The organism is Pseudarthrobacter sp. CC4 (genome assembly GCF_048957775.1).
Taxonomy (GTDB): domain Bacteria; phylum Actinomycetota; class Actinomycetes; order Actinomycetales; family Micrococcaceae; genus Arthrobacter.
In genome coordinates, this window is the sequence record NZ_JARCCZ010000004.1 from 1 (window position 1) to 11,994 (window position 11,994).

11 protein-coding genes and 1 pseudogene are annotated in these 11,994 nt (G+C 62.3%); 7 read left to right on the forward strand and 5 right to left on the reverse strand.

The annotated features are described in order from the left end of the window. Positions 1–62: 62 nt before the first annotated feature. Positions 63–857, reverse strand: coding sequence for an IS3 family transposase (locus tag PV768_RS04375; RefSeq protein WP_421092357.1), 795 nt, complete (start codon positions 855–857; stop codon positions 63–65). 20 nt (positions 858–877) lie between these two features. Beyond that, positions 878–1,189: a transposase gene (locus PV768_RS04380; RefSeq protein WP_421092358.1), complete on the reverse strand. Its 312-nt coding sequence runs from the start codon at positions 1,187–1,189 to the stop codon at positions 878–880. A gap of 109 nt (positions 1,190–1,298) precedes the next feature. Between PV768_RS04380 and PV768_RS04385 the strand changes: the two genes are divergently transcribed. Beyond that, the gene (locus PV768_RS04385) at positions 1,299–1,970 is read left to right on the forward strand and encodes a helix-turn-helix domain-containing protein (protein ID WP_421092359.1); all 672 of its coding nucleotides are present in this window, start codon (positions 1,299–1,301) and stop codon (positions 1,968–1,970) included. Here the strand turns inward: PV768_RS04385 and PV768_RS04390 are convergent. Next, a complete protein-coding gene (locus PV768_RS04390; RefSeq protein WP_421092360.1) occupies positions 1,967–3,463 on the reverse strand; it encodes a polysaccharide biosynthesis tyrosine autokinase in 1,497 nt (498 codons plus the stop codon). The genes PV768_RS04385 and PV768_RS04390 overlap by 4 nt on opposite strands. 251 nt (positions 3,464–3,714) lie before the next feature. On the opposite strand from PV768_RS04390, the gene galE reads away from it, so the two are divergent. The 4 genes and pseudogenes from galE to PV768_RS04410 all read left to right on the forward strand — a co-directional run bounded on the left by galE (position 3,715) and on the right by PV768_RS04410 (position 8,200). Then, on the forward strand, positions 3,715–4,761 hold the full coding sequence (gene galE / locus PV768_RS04395; RefSeq protein ID WP_421092361.1) for a UDP-glucose 4-epimerase GalE: 1,047 nt from the start codon (positions 3,715–3,717) through the stop codon (positions 4,759–4,761). A gap of 655 nt (positions 4,762–5,416) precedes the next feature. Further along, positions 5,417–6,216, forward strand: a pseudogene (locus PV768_RS04400) (MBL fold metallo-hydrolase). A gap of 285 nt (positions 6,217–6,501) precedes the next feature. Next, entirely contained in the window at positions 6,502–6,648 is a 147-nt protein-coding gene (locus tag PV768_RS04405) for a hypothetical protein (protein WP_421092362.1), read from the forward strand. 328 nt (positions 6,649–6,976) lie between these two features. Further along, positions 6,977–8,200, forward strand: coding sequence for a MinD/ParA family ATP-binding protein (locus tag PV768_RS04410; protein ID WP_421092363.1), 1,224 nt, complete (start codon positions 6,977–6,979; stop codon positions 8,198–8,200). 259 nt (positions 8,201–8,459) lie between these two features. On the opposite strand, the gene PV768_RS04415 is transcribed toward PV768_RS04410, so the two are convergent. Both PV768_RS04415 and PV768_RS04420 read right to left on the reverse strand, forming a co-directional pair. Further along, a complete protein-coding gene (locus PV768_RS04415; RefSeq protein WP_321214217.1) occupies positions 8,460–8,924 on the reverse strand; it encodes an Lrp/AsnC family transcriptional regulator in 465 nt (154 codons plus the stop codon). A 125-nt stretch (positions 8,925–9,049) separates the two neighbouring features. Further along, positions 9,050–9,295 carry a hypothetical protein gene (locus PV768_RS04420; RefSeq protein ID WP_421092364.1) on the reverse strand — a complete coding sequence of 82 codons (246 nt, stop codon included), beginning with the start codon at positions 9,293–9,295 and terminating at the stop codon, positions 9,050–9,052. 369 nt (positions 9,296–9,664) lie between these two features. Here PV768_RS04420 and PV768_RS04425 point away from each other — a divergent pair, with 369 nt between their 5' ends. Beyond that, entirely contained in the window at positions 9,665–10,885 is a 1,221-nt protein-coding gene (locus PV768_RS04425; protein ID WP_421092365.1) for a thiamine pyrophosphate-dependent enzyme, read from the forward strand. Continuing rightward, on the forward strand, positions 10,882–11,994 hold the full coding sequence (locus PV768_RS04430; protein WP_321214214.1) for an alpha-ketoacid dehydrogenase subunit beta: 1,113 nt from the start codon (positions 10,882–10,884) through the stop codon (positions 11,992–11,994). Before PV768_RS04425 ends, PV768_RS04430 begins: the two co-directional genes overlap by 4 nt.

Here is an 11,994-nt window from a genome sequence, read left to right on the forward strand (position 1 = left end):
CACCGCTGGGCAGTTCTACTGGCCGTCAGTGGGCAATTACGTGGCCGCCTATGGGCAGTTTTTCATGGCCGCTTACACCCGCTGCGGAACGGTGAATCCTTTGCCACGGCCTCGTTCTTGAAGAGCCCCATCACGGTCTCGGCGGCTGCATTGTCATAAGCATCCCCCACGCTGCCAATGGACGGTTCCAGGCCCTCCAGGGCCAGGGTGTCCGTGTAACGGATGGAGGTGTACTGGCTTCCCGCATCTGAGTGGTGGATCAGTCCCGCCGGTGCCGGACGGCCGGTGTGTTCGCGCCGCCACAGGGCCATCCGCAGGCAGTGCTCAACGAACGCGGTGTCCTTGACGGTTGAGGTTTCCCAGCCGACGATTGCCCTGGAGTACAGGTCGATGACCAGGGCGACGTAGGCGAATCCGGAGTAGACCGGGACGTAGGTGAAATCAGTGACCCAGATCCGGTTCGGGGACGGGGCGGTGAAGTCCCGATTCAGCAGGTCGCCGGCTCGGCGGCCGTCCTTGCCCGGGATGGTGGTGCGGGTCTTGCGGCCTCTGATAAGGCCGTTCATGCCCTCTTCGCGCATGAGCCGGTCCACAGTGTGTTTGGAGGCTTCCGGGAACCCGTTACGGCGCAGCCACTGCGTCATTTTCCGCCGCCCGTAGATGATCTCGGGCCGGGGCGTCCCTGCGCGTCGAGGACTTGCAAGGGCCCGGAGCGCATTCGTGATGCGGGCGTATTCGATGGTGCGCAAGGCCGGCAGGCGTTTCTTCCACGCCCGGTAGGTTCGTGCGGCGACCTGCACGCCCTGCTCCCGCAGGACGGCACAGATCGACTCGACCGCATAACCAACAGCGCGCATTTCGTCGATGAATCGACAAATCAGCGCCGGCGAGGGTCGAGCTCCCTCGCGAAGAAAATCGAAGCCTGTTTCAGGATCTCATTGGACTCTTTCAAGTCCCTCACCTCAGCCCGGAGCCGCTTGATCTCCTCCAGCTCATCACTGCTCGGGCCGGTCTTCTCACCGGCGTCCACCTGGGCCTGGACAACCCACCGGCGCAACGATTCAGCGCCGACCCCGAGCTTCGGCGCCAGTGCCTTGCAAGCAGCATAGACAGACGGGTATTCGGACAACCGATCCATGGTCATGCGAACTGCCCGGTCACGGACTTCGGGCGGGAACTGCTTGGGCACAATCACTATCTTTCTCACAGAAGATAGCGGCATCAAACCCGGGACGGTTCAGGGTGAAGACCTCTTAGGTTGGTGGTTACCACACACAGCCAATGACTAAGAGGTCTTCATGTTCTACCGTAATGCCCGTCTGACCCTGACCGGTAGACGGATCCTCGTCAAACGCGTCCTGGCCGTCCGCCCGATTGCGCATGTGGCTAAGGAGATGGGTATCTCCCGGACCTGTGCCCGCCGTTGGATCAGCCGGTACCGTGCCAACGGCTGGGACGGCCTTCAGGACCGTAGCTCCAGAGCAGAGTCATGCCCGCATGCCACCCCGGCGGAAGTCGTCGCCGACGTCCTGACCCAGCGCGTGAAGCACCGGGAGGGGCCAGCCAATCTGGCAGTGCGCTGCGGCACCAGCGCCCGGACGGTCTCCCGAATCCTCGCCAGGGCCGGCATGCCCAGGCTGTGGGACCTGGACCCGATCACCGGGGCACGGATCCGCGCCGCCCTAGCGACCGGTCGCCGCTATGAACGCCACGCCCCGGGGGACATGATCCTCGTCAGCGTCAAGAAACTCGGCAGGATCGCGGACGGCGGAGGCTGGCGGGCGGACCCGGCCCGGAACCTGGCCAATCACCGCACCTCACACCAAAAGCTGGGCTTCGACTACGTCCACGTCGCCGTGGACGACTACACCCGCTTCGCCTACGAGGAAGTCCTGCCCGATGAAAAAGGCCCGACCTGCGCCGCGTTCCCCACCCAGCACAATCCCGCGTTCATCTGTTTTAGAGACTAGGACCGATTCGCTGGGAACTTTTTCGCTGGTCGTGTCCATCGTCCTTCTTGCGTGCCTACAGCATTATTACTCGTTGGCGCTGATTCTGGTTGCCATACGTTTAACGCAGAGTGCCGAACATCGATCTTTTCAAGTGACTCGTGATTGTCGTTTCTGTAATAGCTGTACGAGTATGCATCCGGGCCCTTGGCCGGTAAGCGGTTCAGTACGATTCCGAGGATATGAGATCCCACCATCTCTAAGGCACTAAGAGATCGTTCAAGCTCCTGGTGACGCAACTTTTGCGAGCCAACAACTACGATGACCCCGCCGACATGCTGGGATAGAACCGCGGCGTCAGTAACCGGAAGCAATGGAGGAGCATCGATAATTATGGTGTCGAAGACTTGCTCCAAGTCTTCAAGCAGCTGTTGCATGGCCATCGAGCCTAGCAACTCACTGGGGTTCGGGGGAATCTGCCCAGAAGCTAAAACGAAGAGCTCGTCATCACCCCACGGCTGTAGCAGTTCCCTCACATCCGCCTGACCTATGAGTGCCGTCGTCAGGCCAGCGTTGCGGTCTAAGCCTAGGTATTCACTCACCATGGGTCGACGTAGATCTGCATCAACCAAGCAGACGGCTTGCCCTGCTTGCGCCAAAGCAATGGCCAGGTTGGTAGCGGTGGTGCTCTTTCCTTCCCCCGGCACTGAAGACGTGACCAGAACGGTCTTCGCCCCTTTTGCGACGTTGGCAAATTGCAGATTTGTGCGTAGCTGGCGGAAGGACTCTGCCCTTGGACTCTGCGCGGGGGTCTGGGTCAGGAGTGGCGTCCGGGTTGCATCGCCATCGAACGCGATTCCGCCTAGGACCGGCGCATCCGTGATATGGCGGATATCAGCTTCACCACGGACCTTGTTATCTAACCGCGTCCGAACTATGGCGGAGGCAAATCCAGTACCAAGGCCGAGCATGAGGCCGAGTATGAGGTTTAGACGAGTATTGGGCGAGGAAGGGCTGGAAGGAGCCACCGCGGGCTTGATTACGGATACGTTGAAGGGCGAACTTCCGCCATTCTTGGGTTTCTCAATGCGTTCAATAGCTTCTATTAGGCTGTTCGCAACGCCTTGGGCGATAGCGGCCGATCTTACCGCCGAGGAATCGCTTGCTTCGATATTGATCAGAACTGTGTTTACGTCTGTTGTGCCCTTTACTGACTTTGCAAGTTCATCAGCGGTCACTTCCAGACCGAGACTGTCAATGACAGGTTGGAGCACAATTGGTGAATTGACTGCCTTCACATATGACTGAACCCGGGCTTGACTGAACGTGTTGCCTTGCTGGAGTTCTTGCACAGAACCGGAATTTTGGATAGCGACAAACAGTTGCGTTTCCGCCGCGTAGGTCGGCTTGGTGGCGATGGAATATCCACCTCCAAAAAGAAGGCCGACCAACGTACAGCCGACGATCAGAAGCCAATTACGGCTAAAAATGCGCAAGTAATCGCGTAGGTCCACCGGGGTCCCCCTGTATAAGTTTCTTGGCAAACGCGCCAATACGGCTGCCGGTGTGGCAAACCATGCTATATGGTCCAGTCTACCGGGCTGTGACCGGCTCAAGTCTCCGCCCCTGTGATGCCCACCGGTACCTGGGACACTCCTTGCCCACAACTAGCATTGACGATCAGTGGGGGGCGTTGAACAAGCCCCAACGGCTTAGCGTCTGGCAACAATTATCGTACTTGCGCCGATACTCCTAAGATGGCTTCATGAAAATCTTGGTTACCGGGGGCGCCGGATTCATAGGGTCTCATACGGTTTTGACACTGCTGGAAGCGGGACATGAAGTCGTTGTGATTGATAACCTCGTCAACTCGGTGGTGGACTCTCTTGAGCGTATCGAGGAGTTGACGGAGAAGAAGATAATGTTCAAGGAGATGGACCTTCTCGACTACGAAGGTCTACTTTCCGTGTTCGCTGAAGGACGTTTCGATTCTGTAGTTCACTTTGCGGGCCTGAAAGCGGTAGGGGAGTCGGCCACGGAGCCTCTTCGCTACTACCGAAATAACGTCGCAGGCACGCTCAATCTCTTGGACTGCATGCAGGAGACTGCAGTCCATCGCCTGGTTTTCAGCTCCTCCGCCACCGTCTATGGAGCGTCTGAGGCCGTACCCTTGACTGAAGATTCGCCGCTTGAGGCGATGAATCCTTATGGTCGGACAAAGCAACAGATCGAAGAGATTCTGTCAGATCTCAGTGCTTCCGATCCGCGGTGGGGTATTGCGGTGCTTCGATACTTCAACCCTGTCGGAGCGCACGAATCTGGCCGCATCGGCGAAGACCCCAAGGGTATCCCCAATAACCTGCTCCCTTACGTTGCGCAGGTTGCAGCGGGCAGGAGGGATAAAGTGACTATCTTCGGTGACGACTACATGACGGAAGATGGTACCGGGATAAGAGACTACATCCATGTCATGGATCTTGCGGCTGGCCACATAGCAGCCCTAGATTTTCTTGTACCGAGAACCGGGATTTTCCGGTGGAACCTCGGCACAGGTCGAGGTTCGTCAGTTATCGAAGTAATTTCTGCTTTCGCCGAAGCTAGCGGCCGTCCAATACCTTACGAGGTTGGTCCCCGGCGCCCCGGAGACGCCGCTGTTAGTTACGCTGATCCAACGGCCGCCTTCACGGATCTAGGCTGGCGTGCTCATCGCAACTTGTCTCAGATGTGCACTGACCACTGGGGCTGGCAAGAAGCCAACCCGGAGGGCTACGCGAAGACAGCAGACCATGCGCCTCCTGCATCTTGCCTTTAGGGCTGCGCTGTTTGCTAGCCGGATTCGAACTCCTAACTCTTGCGAATTTGATGGAGCGCGCCCTTCCGAGAACGATATCTGGGCATGCCTTGATTCGAATTAGAGTTTGGCCGTCCAATGCGACAAATTCTTCAATTTCCAGGGCCATATCGAGGGTGACGTCATGAGGCTCCTCATGCGGGGAAGTAGCGCGCGGACAGCGGGAAGGCACTGTCTACGCTTAGTGGGCAAGCTGAGGCATCACGGTTCTATTGCCAGGGAAGGGTCAACCTATGGCACAGGTGCCTACGCCCAAGGGCCTATTTCGGACGGTGGCGCCCACTGTCAATATGTCCGAATAAGTTTGTTTGCGCATGATCGGTGGCATTGCTGGCCCGGCCCCCTCTCTTGACAAGCCGAAGATGTGCTCTTGAAGTATGACATCTGTCAGCGTTCGAAGTTGCGGCCACTACGAGTTGCACGGCTCGTGGATCGGGACAAAGCGGGACTCGCTTTCGTTCTGCATTGGTGCCCAGGCAGGACGCATACTTTGCTACCTATACGCGGCTACCACGTTGAACCGCCAGCGGCTTTAGTCCATGTGCTGCTGGAGTGCTGTGGGTACAGTCGGTCATCAGGACAGACACACGCTCCATGCCGGAGGTACGGAGAAACAATGCCGAAATGGCTCGAAGTCGGCATGGACAACTATGTACTGGTGACTGAAGGCTCCCTGCTGAACCGGGCCTTATCGTCGGCGCCGAGCGCGCTATGGTCATCGACACCGGTTTGGTCCCCGCCAAGGGCGCGAGATCCTGGACGCGGTCTGGCAGAAGACTGCCCTCCTCCTCGTCGTCGTCAACACCCACGCCGAACTACGACCACTTTTTTGGCAAACCCGTATTCGCCGAAGCCCGGCGTCATGGTATTTGTGGGCCCACCAGACCTGTGCCACAAAGAGATCGACCAGCGGCTGCAGCGCCGGCACGTTGGAACCGGAGATGTCATCCAGTGCGGGTTTTGACGTCGAGCATGTTGTCCCCAATGCCGTCGTCAAGGACCAGCCGGTCCTAGTCGACCTGGGTGGTCTGACGTCAACTCTGTTCTACCTGGGCCGTGGCACACTAACGGTGACCTTTTGGTTGGCACGCCAACCACTCTTTACGTAGGTGTCCTCGTGGAGCGGGGTGCCCACCCTCCAAGGCTCCTACCCGGAAGAGTGGGCGAACGTGCTCCGGCAAATCTCGGCGCTGCGACACCGCTACGAATTCCTTATCCCGTGCACCGGAAAGCCGTGCAGTGACAAGTTCGTCAAAACCATGACCACGGCCGTCCGCCAGGCCCGCCAGTCCATTCGGGATACCCCCAACGACGCCACCACGGCGATTCTCGTCCTGCCATGCGGCCCCCGAGCAGTCCCGGTGGTTCATCAAGCGGCTGCAGGAGAACCGGCTCAGGCCCCAGGAAGCCTCGTAATAATACGTCTTTCTTAAGGAAATCTTGAGGTTTGCCCACCCGCTTTCCAGGCGGTTAGCCCTTGGTGATAGGCGCGCGGGCCAGGATCGGTGAAAGTAAAAGATAAGGCTGCTTTCCTTTGTTTTGCTGATTGTCCTCGCGCGTTAATGCCGATGGGTGCAGTGCTGATTGTCGAAGATCATGGCTCTAGAGGCTTAGGTCGCGCTTTTCGACGTGACTTGTGAATCGATATGTCACGTGATTAGGTTCGAGGCGATGGGGATCACTTGACCAATGGAGGCTGTTGTGGCTTTTTCGGACTACGCACTGGCGCTTAGCGCTTTGCTAGGTACCCTGCTGGTTCCCTTCGCTGTCCTGGACCAGATGCTGCGGCTCAAGCGCCGCGCACTCCGGATCCCCGTCCGGCCCGCACCCCGAGGTAACCAACGCTGACCATGCCCTACGTTGACATTAATCCCCACAAGGTCCGGCCCAAGTGGCAGGGGTATGCGGTTATTGCAGTTCTCCTGGTGCTCACAGCTGCCGTGGTAGGCGCCGCCCTGCTTCGCGTCTGAGCCGGACTTTCTGTTCAAACCCCTAGACTTACTGTTTGAACCAGTGCTGCCGAACTTTTGCCGAACGTCCTGGGGGGACAGACATGCCCGATCCGGCGGATCAGAACGCACGCGCCCATGCAGAGGATGCAGGGCAGCCGCCGCTGCGCCGACGCCGCGACCTTCGTCGCGCCGATGGCGAGCCCAAGGATGCCCGGACAGGAACCATGCCAGCCGTACCACCCACCCCTTCCAGCCCGCCTGACGTTGGACAGGCGGTGACGCACCGGACTTCCTGGGCGGAGGCAGCAGCCGCAGCCGACGCCGCACAGCCTTCCTCCCCTGTGCCCGCTCCAACCCGACCGCCGGCCTCCTCGCGGCCAGCGCTGCCGGACACCATCACCTCCATCCGGGACGCGGCGGCCGCGGAAGCCGCGCCGGCCCCGTCGGCCGCGCCTGCGGAAACCCCCGCCTTCCGCCGCGTCCGGCCTACTGTTGCCGACAGCATCGCCGAAAGCCCCATGCCCGACTTCATCAGCTCACCCGGGCTGTTCGTGAAGGAGCAGAAGCCGCGGCCCGTCGGCGGCATCCGGGGTGCGCTCTACAGCATGACTGGCGGCGCTTGGAACCTGGGCCCCAGCGCCAAGCAGCGCCAGGAGGATGAGCTGGCCCGCCGCATCTCGCGCCAGCTCCAGGGCAGCTACAACACCGCGATCCTGAGCCTAAAAGGCGGCATCGGGAAGACCTCCACCACCGTCGGCGTGGGTCTGACCCTGGCTGAATACCGCGGGGACGCCCCCTGCGCCATCGACGCCAATCCGGACTCCGGAGACTTGGTGGAACGTGCCCTGGGCGAAGGCATTTACCAGCAGTCCAGCCCGCGGACCATTACGGACCTGCTGGAAAACATCGAGTCCATCGAATCGCTCACGGCCCTGGCCCGGTACATGCACCACGCCGGCAGGCTCCACCTGATCGCGGGGGAGCAGGACCCGGAGGTCTCGGACTCACTGACGGCTGCTGAGTACCTTCGGATCCGCAAGCTCATTTCCAGCTACTACTCCGTGGCACTGACGGACTGCGGCACGGGGGTCACCCACAACGCGATGAGCGGGATCCTGCAGTCGGCGGACAACCTGGTGATCGCCGCTGGCTACGCCGTAAGTGGTGCCAAACGCGCCCGCAGCACGCTGCAGTGGCTGGCCAGCCACGGGTATGAGGACCTCGCCCGGAACGCCATCGTCGTGATCACGGACAAGGACGAAGTCTCCTCCCGCGTTGACAAGGACGCCATCGAGGAGCACCTCGCCGGGATCTGCCGGGAACTCATTGCTGTTCCCCATGACCGCGGCGTGGCCGACGGGGACCTCGTCACACTGGATGTGCTCAAGTCCGAGACCCGGCGTGCCTACAAGGAGATCGCTGCGGCGATAGTGGACGGGTACCAGTAGGGGCTGTTGCCCTTGAGCGGTGACGTCGTCCCCAGCCCCTCCTGTCGTGCCCAAATCTTGACCAAACCCTCGCCGTGCCTGCGGCCAATGCTGAGCTTCCGGGCGTAGCTTGGGCCCATCAGGGCAGGACAGCAGGGGAGGGGCAACGGAAATGACGATCACCGAATACGCCGTAGCACTGGGCGGCATGCTGGCATCACTCGCGGGGATGGGGCTCCTGGCCGGAGGACTGATCCGGGCAAGAGCCCGCCACTAGGATCTACCGCGTATCCAAATCCTCGAACACCAAAAACGTCTGGGTATCCAGCACGCCCGGCATGGACTGAAGCTGGTCGAAGATGACCCGCCGCAGGTCGATGTTGTCCACGGCGCGGACCAGGAGGATCACGTCGAAGTCGCCGCCCACCAGGGCCACGTGGTGCACCTCGGGGATCACGGCGAGCTGGTCGCGCAGCTCCCGCCAGGCATCCTGCTTCAGCTTCAGCGTCACGTAGGCGGACGAGCGGAGCCCCGCCTTGATCGGGTCCACCAGCGCCGTGAACTTGGACAGCACCCCTTCAGAAGTGAGCCGGCCGATGCGCGTGTAGGCGTGCGCCCGGGAGATGTGCACATTCTCCGCCACCTGGGTGACGGACATCCGGCCGTCCCGGGTCAGCTCGGCAATGATCCTGCGGTCGATCTCGTCCAGCGGAACGGGTTCCGTCCCGGCATCCCTGGCTGCCACTTGCTCCACGGCCCCCGTCAGTAATCCGGCCCACACTTACAATTCGTCTTCCAGTGTAGGCAGAATCGGGCACGATCGTTGCAGTTCACGGGATGCCGGATGCGAAAACCCGGCCAAAGGCCCGGCTACAGAGACTTGCGGCTATTGGCATCCTGCAGCTGCGACGCGGTGCGGAGGAAGTCGCAGTCACTGGGGGAGAGGGAACTTTCCCCGTGCCTGTCCTGTTCAACCTGCACCCCGGTGGCCTTGGTGATCGCCGCCACGACGGTCCGGGGAAGGATCCTGCATCCGGGATTGTCCACCAGCCACTGCCGCGTTTCCGGTTCGAGCCGGTCCCACAACTTCTCAATGTCCATTACAGTTGCCCCCACTTTTTGTAATTCCTCGGTGTAAGAGATGCCGCCCTGCCCACAGCGGTTCCGGGGCAGAAAGGACTGCACTGTCCCTCCGCACCCTGCGCACCTTCCGAGTGTGGTCCCGCATGAAGGAGAGGTCAAGGGACTTTTGGCACGGGCTATCAGCACCGGACCTGGTCGAGGAAAGAGCGTGGTCACCGGGGCCCGGCGGCCCCGGCTTCCATTTTGTCCACGCACCCTGTCAGTAATCTGGCTCACACTTACAATTTGTCTCCCACAGCAGGCAGAATCGCGCAGCTTCTCCACGATTCCTCCGGGAGCTGGATACGAAACCTGCCCGGGGCGGATACTGGGAAGGAATAGTGGCAACAGAAGGACGGAACAATGACGATCTCCGCAGACCACACCGCGCCGGAACACACCGGCACGGCGCCCGCCGGGAACGACCTCTCGGAAACGGCCAAGAAGTTCGGCATCAGCGCCGAGGACTACATGCTCCCGGCCCGGCACCAGATCCAGATGGTGGACCCGGCCGGGCGGCTCCTGCCGGACAGTGAGCAGGGCACCGAACCCGGCCACGAATACCCCCTGCCCGGCGACGGCGAACTGCTGGCAGCGTACGAACAGCTCGTCGTCGGCCGCCGCGTCAATGACCAGAACTCCGCGCTGGTCCGGCAGGGCCGCATGGCCGTCTACCCGTCCAGCCACGGCCAGGAAGCCTGCCAGGTGGCCGCCGCCCTCTGCCTCTCCGACGGCGACTGGATGTTCCCCACCTACCGCGACGCCGTCGCCGTCATGACCCGCGGCGTGGACCCCGTGCAGGTGATGACCATCTTCCGCGGCGACTGGCACAGCGGGTTCAACCCCCTCCAGCACAAGGTGGGCATCCAGTGCACCCCGCTCACCACCCAGCTGCTGCACGCCGTGGGCGTGGCCCACGCCGCCAAGCTCCGCGGCGAGGACACCGTGGTGCTGGCCATGTGCGGCGACGGCGCCACCAGCGAAGGCGACTTCCACGAGGCCCTGAACTTCGCCGCCGTCTTCCACCTGCCCGTCATCTTCTTCGTTCAGAACAACAAGTACGCCATCTCGGTGCCGCTGGCGCACCAGTCCGTGGCGCCGTCGCTCGCGCACAAGGCCGTGGGCTACGGCATGGCCGGCGAACGCGTGGACGGCAACGACGTCGTGGCCCTCCTCGCCGTCCTGGACCGCGCCGTGAAACTGGCCCGCGAAGGCTCCGGCCCCCTGCTGGTGGAAGCCAACACCTACCGCATGCAGGCCCACACCAACGCCGACGACGACACCCGCTACCGCGAAAGCAGCGAGGTTGCGGAATGGCGCGCCAAGGACCCGGTGAACCGGATGCGGACCTACCTGACGGACCGCGGCCTGCTGGACCCCTCCGTGGAAGCGCGCATCGCCGGGCACGCCGAAGCCGTGGCCACGCAGCTGCGCGACGGCCTCAGCGAGGACGTCCCCGTGGACCCGCAGGAGCTCTTCCGCCACGTCTTCGAAAAGTCCACGCCCCAGCTGAGGGAACAGTCCGCCCTGCTCGCCGACGAACTCGCCCGCGACGCAGCATCATCACAGGAGGCCGGCAAGTGAGCCCCACCATCACCACCTCGTCCGAGGCCAACGGCAACGTCAGCGCCGCCACCGCCCGGGCAGCAGCCTCCGCCGCCGCCACCGCGGAAGCCGCGGGACCGCAGCCGGTCACCATGGCCAAGGCCCTCAACACCGCCCTGGCCGACGCCATGCACGCCGATCCGTCCGTGCTGGTGTTCGGCGAGGACGTGGGCATGCTGGGCGGGGTGTTCCGCATCACCGACGGGCTCACCGCCACCTTCGGGGAGCAGCGCTGCTTCGACACCCCGCTGGCCGAGTCCGGCATCGTGGGCATGGCCGTGGGCATGGCCATCAACGGGATGCGCCCGGTGATCGAGATGCAGTTCGACGCGTTCGCCTACCCGGCCTTCGAGCAGATCGTCAGCCACGTGGCCAAGATGCACAACCGCACCAAGGGCGCCGTGAAGCTGCCCATGGTGATCCGGGTGCCCTACGGCGGCGGCATCGGGGGAGTGGAGCACCACTGCGACTCCTCCGAGTCCTACTACGCCCACACCGCTGGCCTGAAGGTGTTCACCCCGGCCACCGTGGCGGACGGGTACCGGATGCTCCGCGAGGCCATCGACTCCGATGATCCCGTGATGTTCATGGAGCCCAAGAAGCTCTACTGGTCCAAGGACCTGGTGGACCTGGACGAGCTCCGCCGCCTTCACGCGGAAGGCACGACGGCGGGACGCACCACCGAAGGCCGCGCCGCCGTCGCGCGTCCCGGCACGGACGCCACGCTGATCGCCTACGGGCCCTCCGTCCCCACCGCGCTCGCCGCCGCAGAGGCCGCAGCGCTGGAAGGGCGCTCGCTGGAAGTCATCGACGTGCGCACCATTGTCCCGTTCGACGACGAGACGGTCAGCGCGTCGGTGCGGAAGACCGGCCGGGCCGTGGTGATTGCCGAAGCCCACGGCTTCGCGTCCGTGTCCTCCGAGATCGTGGCCCGGGTGCAGGAGCGCTGCTTCCACCACCTGGCCGCCCCCATCCGCCGCGTCACCGGGTTCGACATCCCGTACCCGGCGCCCAAGCTTGAGAAGTACTACCTGCCCGGCGTGGACCGCATCCTCGACGCCGTCGACGACCTTCAGTGGGAGAACTGA